This is a genomic window from Pedobacter sp. ASV1-7, from assembly GCF_040203335.1.
In the GTDB taxonomy this organism is placed as follows: Bacteria; Bacteroidota; Bacteroidia; order Sphingobacteriales; family Sphingobacteriaceae; genus Pedobacter.
In genome coordinates, this window is sequence record NZ_JBEHBV010000010.1 from 1 (window position 1) to 21,643 (window position 21,643).

Genomic DNA, 21,643 nt, shown 5'->3' on the forward strand with positions numbered 1-21,643 from the left:
ATCAAGCCCACTACTGCACCGATCGCATACACCAGATCACATCCCGTATCAAAATAACCCGACACCTGATCCGCCGCAGCCCTGATCCGTAGGATAAGAACCCAGCGCCTTTTTATATTTCTATAATAGGTTTCCGAGGTCTCTCCCCCAAACCGTACGTACACGTCTCCATGTATACGGCTCTCCACTAATATTCGCAGTCTAACCTCCGTGATGAATCTTTTTATGGCAGGGTATACACACTGCCATTGTCTTCCTTGCTCTGGCGATCATTTTAATTTGCCAAGGCGCTTTGCCTTGCTTATTAATGTCACTCATCTTTCTTATATGGTGCATCTGAAGTTCTCCTTCCGAACCACACAATTCACATTTTTGAGCTTTCAACCTGTCTATTAAACTGGTTGTAGAAAACATATCATCCCACTTTGGAAAACTATCCACACGGGATGTCATAGCTTCATCTTTCTTTTTGAAACCTCTGTTGTATAAGACTCTGATTCTGTTTTCACCTTTTTTATTTGTGTACCTTATGGTGAACTCACCATTAATTTTGTACTTCTCAATTACTCGTGGAATGAACAGTTGATGTTTTCTCCCGTAGGTTTTATACATACTGTATTCCATGAAGTATTTGAAGGTGTTAATCGCTCCAGCGTTTAACGCTATTGAATAGTAGTTATAAAACCCTATGATTTCGGAGTTGTATTGACTTATAATTTCCAGATCGTCATTATTAAATAACCTTGGTCTTGCTGATGGCTTCCACCGTTGTTCCCCTTGATACTGATCAAACTTGACAGCACCATATTCAATCAACTTGTCCCTCATCGCATTTTCAGGCATTTTTAAAACGACCCTTTTACTATAAACACGATCTAAACTTCTAGTCTTCTCATCCCTTTTTGCTAGATTGGATTTTCTTACAGTAATATTGTATGATAAGAATTTAGCAGGAGTTTCTGAATAGGTGATCAAAGTCTTTTCGTCTGATAGTTCAAGCTTCAGCTTATCATTGAGGAAGTCTTTAATTTCCTTTTTGATTTGCCTGCAATCTTCCAGATTACCAATTACACCGATCAGAAAATCATCTGCATATCTTACATATTTTAATCTTCTGTAATTCCCATCCATTTCATTTGCATAAGGAATTAGGGTTCTTTCTTTTTCAATAGTTCTTATCTCGCTGATAAGAGATAACTTTTCAGTTTCATCCTCTACAATTTTTAGTTTCTTGACCAGTAAAGCTCTTCTACTTTGAAGTTTAGCTGTTTCAGGATTTGCTTTCCGTTTTTTTCCTTTGTCGAATTTCTGGATGTATTCGTTCATATACTTGTCCAGTTTGTCCAGGTATATATTAGCCAGAATTGGACTAACAATTCCACCTTGCGGAGTTCCACTGTACGTTTTATGAAAAATCCAATCTTCAACATACCCAGCATTTAGAAACTTCCTTATAAGCCGAATGAAACGGTCATCTTCTATGCGTTCTCTCAGGACATTGATTAAAACATCGTGGTCGATGTTATCAAAGAAACCTTTAATATCGCCTTCAACAAACCATTTTACTCCACGGTAAGTAGTTTTAACTTGCATTAGTGCAGTATGGCAACTTCGTTTGGGTCTGAAGCCATGAGAGCAATGTTCAAATTGTCCCTCATAAATCGCTTCCAACACCAATCTGATTACCTCTTGTACCAATTTATCATCAAATACTGGTATCCCCAGAGGACGTTTTTTTCCGCTTTTTTTCTTTGGAATATATGTCCTCCTTGAAGGTTTTGGTTGGTACGATTCATCACGAATGGCACCGATTAGCTTTTCAATCCTTGCAAGGCTCATTTCGTCGACAGTACTGCCGTCAGAACCTGCTGTCATATTACCTGGCTTCGCATAAATACGTTGATAGGCAACATAGTACATCTCAGGATTGAATAAAATCCTGTATAGTTTCTCAAACTTATAGTTTGGAACCATACTGTGTCTTGTTAGACTGTTTAATACATTTTGCGGACTTCTCATAATGTCTCACACATTTTCCTTTATTAGTATTAAAAAATATTAGCTGTCTTCCTTCGCCATGTACAAGGCTTTCCCTTGCTCGGACTACTACGAAGACTCCGTTACCATACCGGATATTCAGAGACTACTCTCATAGCCACGCCAGTGGCATTCCGATTTAGGTAATCCCCATTTAGTTGTTAATAATTATGGCGCAACAGATTATCGGATATGACTTCCACCTTTTACTGCATATTGCAGTTGTGCTGTAATTTGTTCTAGCTCCCACGATAGGCAGGGAATCTGGGAGTATTACAGTATGACGATTTTAGTTATCTTACGTCATAAACACGGCAAAGAACACTCAGGCTATCATTCAATCAATCAGGACTTTATCCTTATATCTGTTTTTTCATCTCACTATTCAGTCGCAGTCTGATAACTAACTGACTTATAGCTTTATCAGCAGGCTATGTTTCCCGTTATTGGTTTCCCTCACGAGTTAGCTGATTAATGTTGGGTCTTTTGAACACTAACCCAATGCCTTGCCAAAGGCACATTTATTAACAACCCTATATGGGCGCACCGGCCTCTCCATCCTGTGCCCTCGCAATCACCGCACTTAACACCCCATAAACCGACAAACACATCGCCAGTAAAACATACCGGCCTGATAACTTTCTTCGCTTCCCAAAAGCCAAAGCATCACTCATTTTTTTCTTCATATTTCTCATTTAAAATTCCCCGATCAGCAGTCAAATCACCGCCATTACCTATCTGGCAGGGAATTCAAAAAAGAAAACTTAAAAAAAACCTCGAAAAGAAAACTCAACAAGAACCTACGAAAACTCCTAATCCAAAAGACCAGCCAGCTCATCCTCGGAAAGCTCAAAAGGCAAATGCTCCACAATAAATTCCGCCAGCTCAGCCCTTAGCCCTGTAGCAAATACCTTCGGATATTTCTCCCGGATCATCCCAAACAGCGCAAAGAAATCAGCCTTCGTCCCATCCTCCATTTCCAACACCGAACAAATGCTTTTAATCTCCTCCTGCACATCCGCCAGATCACCCAAAGGATCTAAAGGTCTATCCACCGACTCCCTGGGCACAAAACTGAACTCATCCGCCTCCAGCACGCTCACCCCAGACTCTCCCGCCGCAGCACCCATCAGATCCACCTCCAGCTCATCCACCTGATCCGCCCAGCCATGAGCCAAAGGCTCCGCAGTCCTTCCCCTCCCCGATAAAAACCCCGAAATCTCCGCCCGGTAAAACAGCAGTCCAACCCCCACATACCAAAGAACACTCAAGACCAGCGCAGCAATCAAAAATTCCTGCCACGTAAACGCTTGTAACATCATCATATCTTTATTTTTATTCCGCCACGACATTGCAACGGATTCACACCACAAAATTTCAAAACCAAAAAAACAGTTGGTCACTACTAGAGATCAATAAATTTCAAAACCCATGAAAAAAACCACCAAAACCACCAAAAACGAGCATCAAGCCTAAAAAACCAACCCTACCCATCCTGATCATTATCCATGTATTTCAACAAATTCTCCCGCAGCAAATCCGTAAAATGTGTACGGCTGATCCTTTTTCTACGCTTAATCTCCCTGAACCTATTCGCAGGAATCCCAACCTCAACCCCGAAACTCTCCTCCAGCCAGCGGAAAATCTCCGCCAGAGACACCTTCCCATCCCCAATCTGCCTGGACGCAAAAAGCGCATACCCCAACTCCACCAAATTCACCACCTCCCCCGTCCAGTCAGACCACTTCTTATCCCCACTCACAGGCGCAACCACAGCAGCAGCCCTCACCTCCAATACCCGGATCTCCCCCAGAATAAACTCCCTAAGCCCCTCATAAGCAATAAACTTAGAAAACAAATAATCCCCCGGCGTAGAAAACTCCGGGTCAAGCTCCCAAAACTCAGGCAAAAGCACATCAGGCGCCATCCCTTCCCTCAAAAACAACAACTCATCCATCTGCGTAAAACCAGAACGGTAATACTCATACAAAAAACTATACTGCTTAAAAAACCTTGAAATAAAAGCCAGCTCCTCCAGATAATAAGACTTAAGCATCTCATCCGTACCGACCGGACGCTGGTTCAGAATCCCAAACAGCGACACCTCATAAATCTTCAGCGCATAATACTCCGGCTTTTCAAACTTAAAAAAATAAATCTCCTCCAACTGATCCCTGAAAGCCACCGTCGTCACCCTTTCCCGTACCACCCCCAGAAAAACATTAATCAACGAAATCGATTCATTAAACCGAACCATCAAAGAAAAATCATTACGAGCCGCAATCCCCTTCAACCTCAGCCGAAGATCCCGGAACTCCTGTTTAGCATTGTTATTTTTACGCATAGCGTTAAAGATTAAGTAAACCCCACCGGCACCCGTTAACTGGCATTAATTCATCACAACAGCTGGGGAAAAAGTAAAATTTCATCATAGGCCTAAAAAACTTTAAGCCCACAATCTAGCCACACAGAAAAAAGAAAATTGTACAGAAAAAACCGTCAATTAAATTATACGGGATTACCCGTACCTAGCGGTTAAATAAATCCAAAAAAAGCTAAGCAGATCAAATCCGATTAACCTACATTGGCTTTTGTTGTATCTTAGTAATCTGTAGAAACAATGACAAAGAAATCTAAATGAAAAAACTGATCCTGCTTATAATTTCGACAACCTTGTTATTCAGTTGCCAATACCAACCAACAAAAAACAGTGAAGAAAAATCAACAGAAAATGAACAAGTAAATGATATTGCCGACAAAACCGTATCATTATCGGTTGAGCCAAACGTATTTAAACTTTCTGAAATTCCAGATTCTGTAAGCATAACCATGACCAACAATACCAATGACACCATTACAACCGGATTACATTATCAGATTGAGCAATATCAAAAGAACCATTGGAAAGAAATCTCTCCAAAGGATATGCTATTCCAGGACCTTGGCTGGAAACTCAAACCAAGCGGTACCGAAAATTTCAAAAAAAATCTATATAAAGACCAAATCAGCTATAAATCAGGCAAATACAGAATTATTAAATATTACCTCAATTCTGATTATCAAAAAACAAAAGAGAATTTTAAAGTCTATGCGGAATTCAATATTGAGTAAAAGCGTTTATACAACACACCCAGCCGGCTTAAGAATTTTTGCATCAGCGTGATTTTACAACTCAACCTAATACAAAGCCCAACCCAAAGCCAAATCATCAAGCATTTTTCTTAACCACATCCACCCTATGACCTGGATCAAATGGTGTTTCAACAAAATGTTCAATTGAAATTCATAAAAATAAGAGAGATCATTATAAAAAAGCCGTTATGAACAGCATGCAAGAAATACCCCAACATAAAACTATACCTAATCCTCAAATAGCCCAAAAAAAGACCAGTGATAAACTGGGGTGCTATAAGCAAGGGTGACAACAACAGTACCGTAATTGAAAGCTGGTAGTTTGACAAATGAAAATATGCAAATACCAATGCAGAGAGGAAAAATACCAGTCGAAACTTATTGGTCCAAAAATGAGTTAAAAATAGCTCAATTTTTGTCATAGTCTGCTTGCCGATAGCTGAAACTGGCCATATAGAGTACTGTGTCAAATTTTTAAAATTATATCTTAAACAGAGCCTGAAAATCAATTCCTCCAGAAACGGATTTATAATCACCCCCCAAAGTACAAATTTCCACAAAGGTAACTCCGGAATAATGTATCCAATTTATGCGTCCCTGTATCAATTAATCCTAGTTTTTGAATACCATAAATGCATGCTGCGATTATTGCTATAATCGGAATTTCCATCGCCAAAATGGAAAAAAGCGCAATTATTCTTTGCCTCGCAGTTTGGTCAATCGCCGGTTGGTCAATTGGACATTTTAGAAAAAGATAAAAGTCTTTATACGTTTCTTTAATCGAGGCAGTCATTGTAAACATTTACCAAAATACGGAAATCAAGCCTAGTCAAAACTGCTTCAAATTAATGACAAATTGAATTCACACCTAAACTATTCACACTGTCTGAAGTTATATTCGTTTGTTTTCTTAAATACAAAAGCTCCCCTTTTAATTACAATTGAGTCCAGCGGATCTTTTTCATTGTAGAGCGTTCCATAAAAAGCCCCCTTCACCCCTTTAAGATTTGTACCTGGCCTGGATATGAATTGTTCAAAACTAACAGTAAATGAAGAAATATCATGCTTATTAGAATACATGCCAGAGCTTCCATCTTGTTTAGTGATCTTGAAAAGCGCATAGGATTTAAACGACTCAAGATAAGACCCGGTAAGCTTATATTCACCTGTTTCCCTTACATTCATTACTTGTATTTCTAATACGTTTTCGCTATCGGCATCTGTTCTTCCCTTTGCATCCCTATAGGCGGATATGTTAAAAAAAGGTTTCTCTCCCAGCGAAGACCATGCACCCTTAAAAGTACGGTTACATTCCTCTTTGCCAACCTGCCCGGGTTGCCAGAGCAGGCCATCTACCTCCATGGCAAATGAATTTACAAGAACAGGATTCTTTTTCTCAATTGACATCTGATCTTTAACACAACTTGAAATTAATACTATCAGGCTAATAAATAAAACTGGTTTGAAAACGCGCATATATCTCTTATAAATAAAAATCGCTAACTGAATTCACACTCGAATTGCAAAAATCGAGTTAGTCCAAAAATACCTGACAGCCAAGAAATGATTGATTAAAACAACTAAGATGGAACGTCAAGTCTTCGAAGATAATACAATATGATTAATCGACACACCAGAATCGCAAAATACATTCAGTACAAATACTCATTGTTGCTTTATAAAGAATAAAATTGGTATTTAACGTCGCTAAACCAATTCTATCAAACGCCTGAAATTAAAAAATAACCAGCCAAAACCTAAATACAATTTTCCTCATTTTACTTTTCCATAAAACAAAAAAACTGCTAAACACAACATTTCCAGAATTGACGGCGATGGAGCCGAAATTTCCAATTTACTATGAAAACTCATTCACTAAATATAATTTTTATGATTACTAAAAAAGATTTAAATTTAACTATTCCACCACACTTAAAAGCCAGCAATCTAAATATCTATGAACGAAGAAATGGACCAATGGAGAAGAACACAGGAAGATATTGACCGCGCCCGTAATGCAGCACGCTCTGGTTACTTTTACGATCCGTCAACACCCGAAGGAAGAATAGCGAAAGGTATTGCGGAACGAGAAAAAGCACAATATGATGAGATGATGGGTAAAACAGATGGTGTCACTGGCAATGCTGGTGGTGGGATTTTCTTCATAATGGCCGCGACAGTCATTATTGCCACTCCCTTCGTTCTGTATAAAATGTGGATTGATTATTTCCGAAGTCTTCCAGGCGAGCTACGCGTGCTGATAGAAATGAGTTTCCGCATTGTAGCAGGTTTACTTACCGGATTCATTGCTTCCTGGATAATGATCAGATTTTTCAAGCTCAATCCCCATTTAAAATGGATGATGACCTTCGCCATAGGTATAATTGCATCAATATTTTATTTATCCAAAATTAATGATCTGATGTATTTGTATTATGACTACTATTTTAATCCAACAATGAAATTTGCGTTTATAATATGCATGGCAACGCTAACAGGAGCCCTTGTCACACTCTACCAATACCTACTTACAGATCGAAAACTTAATAAATCAAAATGGTATGTCTTTTCAATAATTAGCATATCTGCATTTATAACTTATTTCTATTTAATACAACCACCGATAGAAAAACTTTAGTTTACCTTTTTCGTGATTGACTCGATTTTGATAACCTCAGTAATTTTTTTCTTGGATGGAGTACCGTCCTTTTTTATGTCGTTTGTGATTTTTAGCGTTAATCTGATCATATCGTGAGCAGGCATTTTGCTAGGGAACAGATCAGCGAAGTTTTTCACTTTGAAAATATCAGCAAGTAATTTCAAATGTCGAATACTGTACTTATCAGGAGCTGTTATCAACTCCACTTTACCGATAAATCCAGAGGACAATCCCATTCTGTGACTAAGCTCAATTTGGCTAAGACCTCGACTTTCTCTCAAACCTTTTATATGAAGGATTAATCGATAATCTAACTCCGACATTTCAATAGTTTTGATTTCCTCCATAGGTATTTTCTAAGGAGGCAAGTGAATAAAAAAAGCGATTTTTAACACCTCGATATATGGAAGTGTAATATATTATTATTATATTAGTATTATGAAGTAAAACGAATTAGAGAACAAAATCGAGCCTTTTATATAGGCATTATTGAAGAGTCTTGCAATCTCCAAATCTCACGCCGTTGACGCAAGACAGCAGATCATGCCCATTTCTTGTTATGGATATGCTATATTCGCATATTCTAAAATAAGAGTGGGTTCTGCTGTAAATCCGTGTCAACATAAGGCGTGAGAACTGAATGGAGATTGCGGTTGGCAGAACCCACTTTTATATCTTGCCTTCTCTTCATATTATAAAACTAATTGTTATTAATATGAAAACTTTACGCCAATTCAACCACACCAACAATCTTATTATTAGTCCACCTGACTGACAATCCCAAAGCAGGCAGTTCATAAGCATTAGGGAGCAGACCGTTCTGCCTCGCTTTATCCCCTAATCTTGAAATAAACTAACCAATAACCATTCATAAAAACTGTATGAAAAAATCGATACTAATCATCGTTATGGCCACGCTTTGCCTTTTTTTTAACGCAAATGCGCAGCAACAACCCACGACCTTAAGCGGAAAAATAACCAATCAAAAACGTATACCCATTTCGGGCAGCACCATCAGAATCGAAGACGAAAAGGTTACTGCCCTAAGCAATTCAAAAGGTGAATTCACTATCGTCACTAACAACCAAACAGGTACGTTACAAATCACCAACCTAGGTTATAAATCCATAGAAATCTCATTCAACACAAGAACCACAGGCCCATATAACATCATCCTAACAGAAGACCAAAGCGAACTAAAAGAAGTTGAAATCGTTAGTACCGGTTACCAAACCCTCTCCAAAGAGAAAACAACCGGTAGTTTTACCGTAATCGACAAAGAACTGATTGACCGGAAATTCTCCACCGATATCCTAAGCAGACTTGATGGGGTCACCAGCGGACTTGTTTTTAATAAAGGTATCGGAAATCCCAAAACAGTAAACATGACCATACGTGGTCTGAGTACCATTATGGCCAATAGCCAGCCCCTTATCATACTGGACAATTTTGAATATGATGGAGATATCCGCAACATTAACCCCAATGACATCAAAACCATCACCGTACTCAAAGATGCCTCAGCCGCCTCCATCTGGGGTGCCAAAGCCGGAAACGGCGTAATCGTCATCACGACCAATAGCGGAAAATACAATGCTCAAACACAAATATCTGCAAGCACAACCTTATCGGTGACCGGAAAACCAAACCTGTTCTCCAACGCACAAATTTCCAGCAGCGATTACATCGATCTGGAAGAATATCTGTTTGATAACGGTTTTTACAACACCATACTCACAGCCGTTGCCAAAACATCAGTTTCCCCAGCCGTAGAAATCTTTGTCAAAAGAAAAGCCGGACAAATTCTCCCCACAGAAGCCACAGCACAACTCGAAGCACTCAGGAAAATCGATACAAGAAACGACTTATCTGAATACTTCTACCGCAAAAGCCTATCCCAGCAATACGCTTTTAACATTAGCGGTGGAAGCAATACAAACCGCTACTATGCCTCCGCTGGATGGGATAAAAACCTCGAAGGACAAAAAGGAAACGGCTACGACAGACTAACTTTAAACCTCAACAATACCTATCAGCTTATCAAAGACAAACTGGAACTCACCAGCGGCATTATCTTCACCAAATCAACAGATCTCAGTAATTACACCGCCCCAATCTATGCTTATCCTTATGCCAGTTTTGCAGACGAAAACGGAAATGCATTACCTATAGCCCGTTACAGGCAAACCTTCATTGATACCGCAGGAAAAGGAAAACTACTAGACTGGAATTATCGCCCACTAGATGAACTCAACCTGACTGACAACACCCTTCAAGCTACAGATTACCGAATCAACGCCGGACTGAAATTCAGCATTATACCAGGGTTGAATCTGAACATTAAATATCAATATGGCAAATCACAAACAGAAGGAAAGAATCATTACAACCCGCAAACCTTTATGGCAAGGGATTATATCAATCAATTCTCTACCATCAACCTAACCACGGGAGCAGTAAACCGACCAGTACCATTAGGTGGCATATTAGATTTGAACAACCAAAGTACCAGCTCACACCGAATCAGAAGCCAGTTGGATTATGCCAAAACATGGAACAGCCATGACCTGAGCATCATTGGCGGCGCTGAAATTAACGACCTGCAAAGTGAACGGATCGGCAGTCGACTTTATGGTTACGATGATGAGCACGCCATCAACAGTCCCGTAGACCTGATCGGCAATTATCGCAGTTACGTTACCGGCAGACAAAACCTAAAAATTACAAACAGACAGGACATGAAAAGTCTGACAGACCGTTACCTCTCCTTTTATACCAATGCTGCCTATACTTATAAAAACAAATACATGTTTACTGCAAGTATGCGTAAAGACGCTTCCAACCTGTTCGGCGTCAATACCAATCAAAAATGGGTGCCACTCTATTCTATTGGAGCAGGCTGGAACATCTCCGAAGAAGCATTCTTCAAAATGAATAAAATCAATCGCCTTAAAATCAGAGCAAGTTACGGCTACAGTGGAAATGTCGACAAATCCGTATCCGCCTATCTGGTTGCCCAAGCTTACGTTTCCAACAGCTACAACCTACCTACGCAACTCATTAAAAACCCACCAAACCCAGACCTGCGCTGGGAACGTATCCGCATGATCAATTTGGGAACAGATTTCTCCGCATTTGAAAACCGCATTTCCGGTAGTCTTGATTATTACCTGAAGAAAGGATTTGATATGATCGGCGAAGCAGAGCTAGCCTCTTCAACAGGCCTTGCCTCCTTCAAAGGAAATACTGCCGGCATTAAAGGAAGTGGTCTTGATCTGGTACTAAACAGCCAAAATACCAATGGAGCATTCAAATGGAATACCTCTATTCAATTCAGTATCGCCAGCGATGAGGTTACCGAGTACCGTGTACAACCTGCAAATATCAGCAGCTATATTGTTACCGGAGCCTATCGGACTGGTAAGCCAGTTTATGCTTTATATAGCTATCAAAACGCTGGCCTTGATCCTCAAACCGGAGATCCAAGAGCTTACCATAATGGTAATCCCAGCAGCAATTACAGCGAAATCACCGGATCAGTTAATGCTTCAGACATGATCTATAACGGTCCCTCCCGCCCACCTGTTTTCGGCGGGTTCAGAAATACTTTCAACTGGAAAGATTTCTCACTATCTTTTAATCTGGTCTATAAATTCGGTTATTATTTCCGAAGACCAAGCCTGAATTATTCCAGCCTGTTCAGTGGAAACGCTAGTCAAAGAGATTATCAGCTGCGCTGGCAAAAACCCGGTGATGAAACCAAAACCAGCGTTCCTTCCATGATCTATCCCGCAAATCCATTGCGAGACCAGGTTTATACCTATTCCTCCTCGCTAGTAGAAAAAGCTGACCATATCCGCTTGCAGGACGTGCAGATAGGGTATGATATTAACCGTCAGCGCTATAAAGGATCGCCATTTCAAAATGTACGCTTCTACCTATATGCAAGCAATATCTCCCTACTTTGGAGGGCAAACGATTCGGGTATAGACCCTGACTCCCCAAATACCGACATTCCCTTAAGTATTGCCGGCGGACTAAGATTTACTTTTTAAACTATAACGATGAAATCACTACATATCGCAGGACTTATCCTGCTGCTTAGCGCAAGTTCCTGTAAAAAATATCTGGACAAAGTTCCAGACAAATCCTTATCCGTACTGACCGAAATCGGCCAGTACCAGCAGCTAATTGACAACCAAAACCTGTATCACCAGATGGCCAATCTTTCCGAATTCGGAACCGACAACTATTACCTGCTGGAAAAAGACTGGAACTCCCGGGTCAATATCTTTAAAAATGCTTATACATGGGAAAAGGATATTTACGAAGGTAACGATGGCCAAAACCAGGATTGGAGCTATCCCTATTCTGCAATTTATTATTGTAATGTCCTGCTGGAAGGACTCAGTAAACTCCAACCAGAAAGCGGACAGATTAGCGAATATAACAATCTTATAGCGCAAGGTCTGTTCCTAAGAGCCTACAGCCATTTCCAGCTGAGTGAAACCTATGGACAACCTTATCGTCCCGCCACAGCAGATAGCGATTTGGGCATCCCCCTACGACTGAGTCAGAATCTTACCGCTCCCATCCAGCGCGCAACCAACAGCCAGACCTATAACCAGATCACATCTGATCTGAAACAGGCAGCTACCCTTTGCAATACTCCTTTCCAGGCCAGTAACCGCATCAGACCATCAAAGGCCATGATTTATGGTATGCTAAGCAGAGTCTATCTTACCATGCAGGATTACCAAAAAGCCAAAAATTACGCAGACAGTAGCTTAAGTCTTTACAGCAAACTCATTGATTACAATACCCTCAACAGTAGTTCCACTGCGCCATTTCCTTTTCCGGATAATGAAGAGGTACTTTTTGCTGCAAAAAGACTGAACGGCAACTATATCTTTTCGCCGACCTGCATCATAGATTCAGTACTTTATCAGTCCTATAGCGACGATGATCTTAGAAAAACGTTATATTTTTCTATTGCTCAACCTGCAAAAACACCATACCTAAAAGCAGCCTACTCCGGTTCAGCTGTTCCATTTATCGGTCTCGCTACAGATGAAGTTTATTTAAACCGGGCCGAATGCCTGGCAAGAGCAGGTTTGACCGAAGCCGCATTAGCAGACCTTAATACTCTACTGGAAAAACGTTACAAAACCGGAAAATACACAAAGATAACGGTCACATCAGCCGAGCAAGCTCTGATGCTGATCTTGGAAGAGCGCCGAAAGGAACTTCTTTTTCGCGGGCTCAGATGGACAGACCTCAGACGGTTGAACCAACAGGAAAATACTGCGATTACCCTCAAACGTGTTCTTGCCGGAAAAACCTACCTGCTTGTCCCAAATGATCCTAAATACACATACCCAATTCCACCAGGAGAAATTCAACTCAGCGGAATTATCCAAAACCCCAGATAAAATGATTATGAAAAATATCCTCCTACTAATCATCCTGCTCAGCACTTTCTTTTCACGACATGGAAAGCAAACAAAAGATGATCAAAACAGTAATGAAATCCGAGTAACCATCCGTCTGTCTTCCGGTACTAACCACAGCCTGCCGCAATTAGAATACTGGTCAAAACTGGCCAGCGCCAGCACAGCGGAATTCTGTCCATCCAGAAAAATCGTTCCCTATAAGTATGATCAGGGGTCTTATTACTTCCGCTTTAAAGCAGATTCACCTATTGGATATTTCAACCTGAATTTCCATGAACAGGAAATCCAAAAGCAGCTGCTGTATATGTATCTGGTAGAACCTGGTGACGAGATCACTATCAACCTTCAGGATTCCATTCCGGTAAAAGACTGGGAATTGATCGGCGGAAATCCTTATCTACTAAGTCAGGATATCTTAAAAAAACTGAAGGTGAATTTCCAGGGGAAAGGATCTGCTAAATTTCAATGCCGATACGCAGTTGACAGCAATTTATATTTCAAAAACCGAGCAAACAAAGCTAGCAGAATTGAACAGGCAAAAAAAAGGCTAACTGATTATCAGAAAGCACTCAGCGAGCCGATATACAATTTACTCCAAACAAACCTCATCAGCAGCAGCAATTTCAACACCCTCAATGCTTTGAAACGTTCCGGATTTAATTACAAAAGTAGCAATGAAGAAAAAGAAAAGATCAAAGCAAACAAGGAATTTATTGATCTCAAGTCAGACGCATTTTTTACTAAATGGGCCCAACTTCAGTCCGATTCTTATGTTTCCTATTTACTGGCCAAATTACGTCTTGAAAATATCATGCAACATGGTAAGGACGATACTGAAATCTATACACAGATCAACCTGCAATACAAGAGCGAAATGAAGGAAAAACTCCTGACAGTTTTTCTACTGGAAAACCTAGGAAAATTAGACCAAATCAGCGAACTGCTTGAACAAAAGCAGGTTAAAAATCAGTTCTATGGGACACTACTTGACAGCGCAGCGAACAGGTATGCAAACGGGTCGGCTGTTTTCAATTTTGTGCTTCCCGACAAAAACGGAAAGATCGTCCGTCTGAGCGACTACCGGGACAAAATTGTTTACCTTGATTTCTGGTTTACCGGTTGCAAGGGCTGTGCCTACTTTTACCAACATGAACTAAGTAAAGTACAGGAAACCTTTAAAAACAACCCAGCAGTGGTCTTTTTGACCATATCCGTAGACCAGCAACAATCTACCTGGCTCAAGAGTCTCTCAGGCAATCAATATACTTCAGAGCAAGCTATTAACCTGTATACTGCCGGACAAGGAAATCGTCATCCGGTGATCGCCCATTACCAGATCAAATCCTATCCAACCGGTCTGTTGTTCAGCTACGGTAAGCTGAGTAGTCTGTACCAGGATTCCATGAAAAATGCGGATCAACTGACCAATGTCATCAACAACCTGTTAAAATAAAAAAGAGGAACGGTTCAACACCGTTCCTCTAAAAAAAAATTAATCTGTATAGCCACCACTACCGATTTCATTGAAATGAGCAGGAGTTCCATCTTTATCTACGTACCAATTCAAACCTTCCTGATATATCGGATTGGTCACATTATCGAACGCTACTGTACATGGAATAGATAATGAAGCACAGCCATGACCCGGTGCGGCCTGGCTAGGGGTAATCTGATACCTGTCATTGTCTTCTGCTAACACTCCGTATTCTACTGGTGTCAACGTTTTTTGAACATTGGTGAATGCACTGAATGCCAGTGCTAATCCCACGGCTGCAATGCCGAATAATTGGTTTTTCATGTTATTAAGTTTAAATTATTGGTGCCGTATTTTCTAGCAGGACACAGCGATAACCTGTCATTACGCGCGTAAATATTTTCAAACCGTATTCTTAAAAGTTGTTTGCTGTCCTTTAGCATACCATAACAACGCCAATCCACTCATTACAATCAGCGCCACATTAAGCCAGATATGCTGCAACCAAGTCAGTTCTGAGATCACGCCCCCACAGTGGCAGGGAACATTTGAACCAAATAACTTCATCAATACCAGATAACTGGTAAAAGAAATCATCAAGATGAATGCGCTTAACAATCCAACCCTCCTACTTAGCGGAACCAGCAGTAAAACCGAAATCAGCAATTCTAATAGAGGGATCGTCCAGGCAAGCAGTTTACCCGCAGGTCCGATCCACTGTAAACTCAACAGAAAGCGCTGAAACTCGCTCATGTTCCAAAGTTTATCTGAAGCTGTATAAACGAATAATACTACCAACAGGAAAACTGAAAGGGTCGTAAATAAGTTTGTAAAACGGTTATTCATAACTTGATATTTGGTTAAGCCTAAATTCCGAAATGAAAAACCGAAAAGACACGATCCAAATCGTAAAAAAACACGATCTAAATCGTGTCCCCCTAACCTATCCTATCACAGTACTTCGTCCTTAGTCGTCCTAGGGTAGCAGGCGCCATCCCCATAAAATCCGCAATATAATTCAGCTGCGTCCTTAAAAACAAATAATCCAGCGTCTCCACCATATCCAAATAACGCTCATCCACACTCAGCAACTTCATGTCCTCCATATGCTCAATACGCATGTGATTGTAGCTGCCCCTTATCGCCTCCGTAATCGCATCCAACTCAGAAAATTCAGCTTTTAAATTCAGCCAATCCGCATAACTCATCAGAATCAAACAACAATCCACCTCCGCCTGAATCGCCCGCAGCGAAGGCTGCTGACTAAAAAACCCCGGATCAGTATACACAAAACTATCAGGCAACCAATACCAGCTCGTTTTTTCTTTCAGCGTAACCTTATTGATCCGAACCTCCCGCAGCAAGCCCGATAACATAAACCAGGCGAACCCTTGCGTATCACCAAAATTCAAAATCCGGGCATCCTTGAGAAAACTGGTTTCATAAAGCACCTTTTTTAATTCCAATTTAAAATTAAAACTCAATACCATTACCGTTTCCAGCACCTTCAACAAGCGCGCAAAAGCACCATCAGAAATAGGTTTAATCAATTCACTCATCACAAAAGCATTAATTTGAAAAGCCCAGCACCTGCTGCAGCTCAATTTTATTTCTCACCTCCAACTTGTAATATATCCTATGCGCGTGCGTATCCACCGTCCGCGAAGAAATGTGCAGCAAATCCCCAATCACCCGATACTCCAAACCCTGACAAAGCAACAGCGCCACCTCCGCCTCCCTCACACTCAAACCCATCTCCAGACAAGTCTGATTAAAATCCGCCTGCAGCTTCTCCTCCATCGCATCTCGTTCCTCCCTACGCCGACGCTGCTTCCGTTCATACCTGGCCGACTGACATAAAAACAACACCGCAATCACCGAAAAACCCATATTGGCAAACAAAGCCTCCACCCACTGCTCCACCCCAAAATAAGCCAATAAAGGCATCAATCCCCAAGGGAAAACCGCCCAATACACAGCCAGCATCTCCACCCGCGTATATGGATCAGCCTCACACTCCCCCTGAACACAAGAAAAACGCAAACGAATCGCCGAAAACATCGCATACAGCAAAACAGGAGCATACAAACCCGGAACAATCAAACCATAACGGATCGCAAAATCAAGATCCCCCAAAAGCGGGTATAACAACACAAAAAACACCACATAAGGCAGCAGCAAAAAAATCACCGTCCCATACAGCGCATGAAAGCGAAGCGAACGCAACTCAAAAGAAACATAAAAATAATATGGAAAATACGCCCCCATCAAAAAGCCCACGCCATAAGCAACGATATGCTGCACCACCACAGAAGGCCAACCCATACCAGGATCAGGAAATATCCCTCCAACCACATTATACAAGATCAACAACACCAGCAAAATCAAATACATCAAACGCCGCCTATCCGCCGGCCAGATCAAATAAAAATACAATTGCACACTGAGCATCATCAGCTCCAAAATCACAAAAACAAAAGTGACCAGATGCATTTCAGAATTAAAAAGCAACATAGGCAAAAAGAAAAAATCAGAAAAAATAAAAAAAAGAAACCGCTGAGCCAGACACAACCAGCGAGGCAAAGAAAAGGGATTGCTCCCTTCAACAAGAGTAAATAAAGCTCAAAACCCTTCCGATAAAATCAGAATAGGTTCAATAAAAGACCAACAAGTAGATTCCCCTACCCAAAGCAGCAGCGTCCGCAAATCAATCCAAGAGCTGTATACCCCCCTAAGCCAAATCCGGAGGAGAAACCCCATCAAACCACAGATAAAATAACTTACCAGCAGGATGCAAACGCTCCAAAAGATTCTCCTTATGTAAAACCTTAAAAAGCTTAAAAACCCCAATAACTCCAATGATCAATTGAAGTCCTCGAAATAAAGGTGAAAAAGAAAAACAAACCCGATCAGGAAACAATAACAGCACAAAAGCCCTTCGCCTCACACACCTAAAAAAGATTTCAAGATACAGGCAAAGCCTTAATGCAACAGCCATCAGACAATCACACCAACGCATAGCAGCAACGCAGCCAGCAGTAAGTAAACCAACAAAATTATTGTTTCCGAAAGTGAGCGATAATACCCGGACTAAATATCGTCCTAACTGAGAGATTAAATTATTCATGATAAGAGGTTAGTTTATACAAAAATAAACCCATTACCAATAACCCGTCTTAACAAAAATTAAGAGAAACAATTAAAAAACAATAATTTATCAAAAAACATTGAGCACAAAACAAAACCTATCGCAATGGATAAGCAGGAAAAAGCTCCCTGCGCAGTTTACTAAAAGTAACCGGATTCATATTCAAAAAACGGGCAATATACATATCCCTGAAACGGAAAGAAACATTCCCAAAAAGTTCCCCATATAACTCATAAAACCTTCGGATCGACTCCTTATGTCCTAAAGAAATCATCAAAGACTTATCAAAATCACGAAAAAATCCAGTAGCCATCACCCGAAGCACCGCCATCAAACACCAGGGAAAAGCCTGATAAAGCTCTTTCATCTGCTCAAAAGAAACCTCCAGCAAACGCGTATCCGCACAAACCATCAAAGCATAATCAGCAGGCACATTCTCCCTAATCCCCTCCGGAATCAAAGCCAGTTCTCCCTGCCTGAAAATTCTAAAAGGTACAATCTCCTGATCCTGGTTATAAAAGAAAGCAAATACGAAACCCCTAACCACAAAAAATGCCCGATCAGCCGCTTTACGCTCATACTGCAATATCATTGGCCTATGATAGACCAGAGTTTTCAACATCCCAAAAAACACCCCTTCAAAACCCAAATCCGGTAATCTCCTATCAACAAACAAACAGCCCATCAAAGACTCAAAATCCTTCCGGGGCGTATCGATTTCCTCAAACCAAGCCATAACAAACAATTAAATAAAAAATATAGAACAGGGCAAAGAAACCTATTGCCCTGTTTACACTATTGCATACCCTCTCTTAAAATTGGCATTATATCCAATAGCGAATTAGATTAATTCCTTCCTTAATCAGCTCGTAAAAACTTCAATAAAAAATCACGGTTTAACAATTGTTTGTTATTCGACAAAAGTTTCCCATTCTTATCAATCAATACTAGTTTAGGAAAGGCATTTACATCGAACTGTCTAATCACCTCATGATCTGATCCCTTACCTTCAGTATAAAGATTAATTGCAGTTGGTGAAGTATACTTTCCACTCTCTACACTTCGTAACCATTGATCCTTTTGTTTATCTGTTGAAATGCTAACAAATGCTACCTTAGAAGTATCTACCAATTGCTTTATGTCTTTAAGAATATCCTTATAAAGGATAGAGCAGGCTGTACATCCAGTAAACCAAAAATCGATTAATACAATTTTACCCTTTAAATCAGAAAGCCTTACCATCTCGCCACCTGCATTTGGAAGGGTAAATTGATAAACACTAGATCCAAAAGAAAAATTAGTCTTTAGTTTTTTTAGAATTGATTTATAACGTGGTGTTGTTAAACCCTCAATTTCCCTATCAAGAGTAGAACTCAAATTATCCAATTGTTCGTAGTTCGTAGCTAAATAGTAAGCGATTAGCTTGTCTTTAATACTTCCCTGGTAATTATTTTTAATAGATGTCATTACATCAGGTTGCACTTCAGTTAACTGCTCGATTTTGGCTTTAGTAATTAAATAAGGAATGTACGCTTTTGAATATTCCATTATACTATCAGGGAATTCAATTCCAAGCTTATTTACCGTATATTGAACATATAGTTTTTTAAGTCTGTTTCGAGCTTCTTCTCTATCTTTTTCTTCGGTAAATTGCTTGTTGATGTATAGGCGGACATTATTTCTATAATTTTCGCTGATTAAGTCGAGACGAGCGCCGATTATATCTGCTTTTAACAAAAGATTTAAGTCTTCATAAAAACCCTTTTCGAATCCACTAAGTACAGCTAATTGAGCATTCATTATGGCATGTTGAAACATTGAAGACTTCTCATAAATTCTTGCAAATGATGCTACATCCTTCACTGAAAGTGAAAAACTTCCCATATAAGCATTTGTGAGTTCTCTCTCAACCTTGCGAGAAAGGAGCTGAAAGTTATAGAGCTTCTCATTAGCCCCACTAAAATTGACCTTTTCATTAGAAACCCTGCAATTAACGATATCTCCTGTAGTTCCCAAAAGAGGCCCAGAAGCAAGCTCTATGGGAAAAATGCTATTCCCTTTAACATCAACTAATGTGAAATAAAAGGTTTTAGGGACGTTGGAGATAACAAAGTTGAATGATCCTTTCTTACCAACAACAGTATACTCCTTGCGTGGGAAAATGGCGATAGGCCTCCCAGTGAAATATTGCTCCCAAACAATCATTCGCACTGAATCAATCTCTTTGGTATCGATAAAATGTATACTTAAATTGAATTTATTCGGAGGTCTATCACTGAATTTTTGTATACATGTATTTGCTTTTAGTGGATTGGCAAATAATACATGATAGAATAATACCAATGCTGTTACCTTAACTGAATTTATCATCGTATATTTTGTTGAATCCCACTATACTCAATCTCATTAAAGGGTATATCAAATACATACTTTGGGCTATTGGGTTCTAAAACGTAATCTACATTATCTAGTCTATGTACTATTTTTTTTGCAAAACGAGGTTCTTGGTTTAACCTTCTGAGGTCTTGCCACCGCATGTTCGATAAAAAGGGAATTTCCTTTCGCCTTTCATCAAGAATTATGTGTAAAGCAGCATCAGCATTGATAGCAGGCAACGGTACAAAAGTATTTTTCCGCCAACGATTTTTCAAAAGGTAATTAATAGTTTCCATCGCCAATTCAGTAAACCCAAGTCTTGCCTGACACTCGGCTTTCATCAGATATAGTTCATTCGTAGCAAAACCAGAAAACATAGAATATTCACCGGTATATTGCCCTTTTAATAGAATAATACCCCCATTACCCTTTTTAAAAAAAAGAATTTTCCTAAGATCATTTTCCTGATATGAATTATATAGCTCCGAATTAACCTGAGTATATTGATACCGATACAATGGATGATAAGTGCTACTCCCTGCAAAAAAAAGAATTTCTTTATTGTTCGGATATACCGGGAATACAAATTCGTCGTTCTCTTTTAAGGTATTATAATCAATTAATTCACTATAGATTGATAAGGCTTTCTCCGAGCAAGAAAGAGATTCCTCATATTTTCCCATTGTCAGATAAACACGAGCCAAGAGAGCCAACGTACTTACCCTGGATGGGCGGGTCTGATAAGCAGGCAGATCTGGCAACAACTTTTCAGCATTTTTTAAATCGTCAAGAATATTATCATAGTTTTCCTTCAAAATTGGCCGAACAGATTTCTCGTTGACGTCAGTGGTTCGCCGTATAGGAACTCCTAAGCTGGAATTTATGGCCTTGTCATTATATGGAGTACAAAAATTTTGGGTAAGAGAAAAGTAATTGTTAGCACGGAAAAATAATGCAGAACCAAGTATATTATTGTATTCAGCTAATGTTACATTATTCCTTATCCTTTGAATGCCCTCAACTACGATATTGCAACTTGCAATGTTACTGTATTCAGATGACCATCCAATTGATGGAGCGGAAGGGGTACCAAGTATTTGCTCTGCAAAAATATAGGCATTTCGAGATGGCTCATCAGCTTGTTGCCATAATGCCAGATCAGCAGTAACATTATCTGTACAAAGCATTCCGAATGAAGCCTGATTGTAATTAAGTCTAAATAAATTATCTAAAACCGCTTGATAGTCTGCAGCGGTAGATAGTATCACATCTTTTTTATTCGACTTGACTTCAAGCCACTCATTTTGCTTATCGCATGAGCTGAATAACAAAACAGTTATAAATAGTGTAATAAATGTCTTCAT

20 protein-coding genes and 1 pseudogene are annotated in these 21,643 nt (G+C 39.9%); 5 read left to right on the plus strand and 16 right to left on the minus strand.

Going from position 1 to position 21,643, the window contains the following annotated elements; all coding sequences use genetic code 11:
* From ABDJ41_RS19790 to ABDJ41_RS19810, 5 genes and pseudogenes are all read right to left on the minus strand, one after another.
* A pseudogene (locus tag ABDJ41_RS19790) lies at positions 1 to 188 on the minus strand (hypothetical protein); the annotation flags it as partial.
* Positions 189 to 201: 13 nt separating this feature from the next.
* The gene (locus ABDJ41_RS19795) at positions 202 to 1,974 is read right to left on the minus strand and encodes a reverse transcriptase domain-containing protein (protein WP_502930341.1); all 1,773 of its coding nucleotides are present in this window, start codon (positions 1,972 to 1,974) and stop codon (positions 202 to 204) included.
* Between the two features lie 596 nt (positions 1,975 to 2,570).
* A complete protein-coding gene (locus ABDJ41_RS19800; protein ID WP_349787849.1) occupies positions 2,571 to 2,732 on the minus strand; it encodes a hypothetical protein in 162 nt (53 codons plus the stop codon).
* A 117-nt stretch (positions 2,733 to 2,849) separates the two neighbouring features.
* On the minus strand, positions 2,850 to 3,362 hold the full coding sequence (locus tag ABDJ41_RS19805; protein WP_349787850.1) for a hypothetical protein: 513 nt from the start codon (positions 3,360 to 3,362) through the stop codon (positions 2,850 to 2,852).
* 161 nt (positions 3,363 to 3,523) lie between these two features.
* Positions 3,524 to 4,294, minus strand: a complete 771-nt coding sequence (locus tag ABDJ41_RS19810) for an RteC domain-containing protein (protein WP_349788064.1) — start codon at positions 4,292 to 4,294, stop codon at positions 3,524 to 3,526.
* Between the two features lie 380 nt (positions 4,295 to 4,674).
* Here ABDJ41_RS19810 and ABDJ41_RS19815 point away from each other — a divergent pair, with 380 nt between their 5' ends.
* A complete protein-coding gene (locus tag ABDJ41_RS19815) occupies positions 4,675 to 5,148 on the plus strand; it encodes an immunoglobulin-like domain-containing protein (protein ID WP_349787851.1) in 474 nt (157 codons plus the stop codon).
* 161 nt (positions 5,149 to 5,309) lie between these two features.
* Here the strand turns inward: ABDJ41_RS19815 and ABDJ41_RS23045 are convergent, their stop codons facing one another.
* The gene (locus ABDJ41_RS23045; RefSeq protein ID WP_502930353.1) at positions 5,310 to 5,729 is read right to left on the minus strand and encodes a CPBP family glutamic-type intramembrane protease; all 420 of its coding nucleotides are present in this window, start codon (positions 5,727 to 5,729) and stop codon (positions 5,310 to 5,312) included.
* Positions 5,730 to 6,042: 313 nt separating this feature from the next.
* A complete protein-coding gene (locus ABDJ41_RS19820) occupies positions 6,043 to 6,576 on the minus strand; it encodes a DUF5025 domain-containing protein (protein WP_349787852.1) in 534 nt (177 codons plus the stop codon).
* Between the two features lie 550 nt (positions 6,577 to 7,126).
* On the opposite strand from ABDJ41_RS19820, the gene ABDJ41_RS19825 reads away from it, so the two are divergent.
* Complete coding sequence (locus tag ABDJ41_RS19825) at positions 7,127 to 7,807, plus strand: hypothetical protein (protein ID WP_349787853.1); 681 nt, start codon at positions 7,127 to 7,129, stop codon at positions 7,805 to 7,807.
* Here ABDJ41_RS19825 and ABDJ41_RS19830 read toward each other — a convergent pair.
* On the minus strand, positions 7,804 to 8,175 hold the full coding sequence (locus ABDJ41_RS19830) for a helix-turn-helix domain-containing protein (RefSeq protein ID WP_349787854.1): 372 nt from the start codon (positions 8,173 to 8,175) through the stop codon (positions 7,804 to 7,806). The genes ABDJ41_RS19825 and ABDJ41_RS19830 overlap by 4 nt on opposite strands.
* 534 nt (positions 8,176 to 8,709) lie before the next feature.
* Between ABDJ41_RS19830 and ABDJ41_RS19835 the strand changes: the two genes are divergently transcribed.
* From ABDJ41_RS19835 to ABDJ41_RS19845, 3 genes are read left to right on the plus strand one after another with little or no spacing between them, the layout of a single operon-like run.
* Entirely contained in the window at positions 8,710 to 11,883 is a 3,174-nt protein-coding gene (locus ABDJ41_RS19835) for a SusC/RagA family TonB-linked outer membrane protein (RefSeq protein ID WP_349787855.1), read from the plus strand.
* A 9-nt stretch (positions 11,884 to 11,892) separates the two neighbouring features.
* Positions 11,893 to 13,260, plus strand: a complete 1,368-nt coding sequence (locus tag ABDJ41_RS19840) for a RagB/SusD family nutrient uptake outer membrane protein (protein WP_349787857.1) — start codon at positions 11,893 to 11,895, stop codon at positions 13,258 to 13,260.
* A 7-nt stretch (positions 13,261 to 13,267) separates the two neighbouring features.
* A complete protein-coding gene (locus ABDJ41_RS19845) occupies positions 13,268 to 14,734 on the plus strand; it encodes a TlpA family protein disulfide reductase (RefSeq protein ID WP_349787858.1) in 1,467 nt (488 codons plus the stop codon).
* 39 nt (positions 14,735 to 14,773) lie between these two features.
* Here the strand turns inward: ABDJ41_RS19845 and ABDJ41_RS19850 are convergent, their stop codons facing one another.
* The 8 genes from ABDJ41_RS19850 to ABDJ41_RS19885 all read right to left on the minus strand — a co-directional run bounded on the left by ABDJ41_RS19850 (position 14,774) and on the right by ABDJ41_RS19885 (position 21,643).
* A complete protein-coding gene (locus tag ABDJ41_RS19850) occupies positions 14,774 to 15,079 on the minus strand; it encodes a hypothetical protein (protein ID WP_349787859.1) in 306 nt (101 codons plus the stop codon).
* Positions 15,080 to 15,157: 78 nt separating this feature from the next.
* Positions 15,158 to 15,601 (minus strand): MauE/DoxX family redox-associated membrane protein, encoded by a 444-nt coding sequence (locus ABDJ41_RS19855; protein ID WP_349787860.1) that lies wholly within the window; start codon positions 15,599 to 15,601, stop codon positions 15,158 to 15,160.
* Positions 15,602 to 15,693: 92 nt separating this feature from the next.
* Complete coding sequence (locus ABDJ41_RS19860) at positions 15,694 to 16,314, minus strand: Crp/Fnr family transcriptional regulator (protein WP_349787861.1); 621 nt, start codon at positions 16,312 to 16,314, stop codon at positions 15,694 to 15,696.
* A gap of 10 nt (positions 16,315 to 16,324) precedes the next feature.
* The gene (locus ABDJ41_RS19865) at positions 16,325 to 17,338 is read right to left on the minus strand and encodes a helix-turn-helix domain-containing protein (RefSeq protein WP_349787862.1); all 1,014 of its coding nucleotides are present in this window, start codon (positions 17,336 to 17,338) and stop codon (positions 16,325 to 16,327) included.
* Between the two features lie 148 nt (positions 17,339 to 17,486).
* Positions 17,487 to 17,882 carry a hypothetical protein gene (locus ABDJ41_RS19870; RefSeq protein WP_349787863.1) on the minus strand — a complete coding sequence of 132 codons (396 nt, stop codon included), beginning with the start codon at positions 17,880 to 17,882 and terminating at the stop codon, positions 17,487 to 17,489.
* 118 nt (positions 17,883 to 18,000) lie between these two features.
* Positions 18,001 to 18,639, minus strand: coding sequence for a Crp/Fnr family transcriptional regulator (locus ABDJ41_RS19875; protein WP_349787864.1), 639 nt, complete (start codon positions 18,637 to 18,639; stop codon positions 18,001 to 18,003).
* Between the two features lie 122 nt (positions 18,640 to 18,761).
* Entirely contained in the window at positions 18,762 to 20,273 is a 1,512-nt protein-coding gene (locus tag ABDJ41_RS19880; protein WP_349787865.1) for a TlpA family protein disulfide reductase, read from the minus strand.
* Positions 20,270 to 21,643: a RagB/SusD family nutrient uptake outer membrane protein gene (locus ABDJ41_RS19885; RefSeq protein ID WP_349787866.1), complete on the minus strand. Its 1,374-nt coding sequence runs from the start codon at positions 21,641 to 21,643 to the stop codon at positions 20,270 to 20,272. Before ABDJ41_RS19885 ends, ABDJ41_RS19880 begins: the two co-directional genes overlap by 4 nt.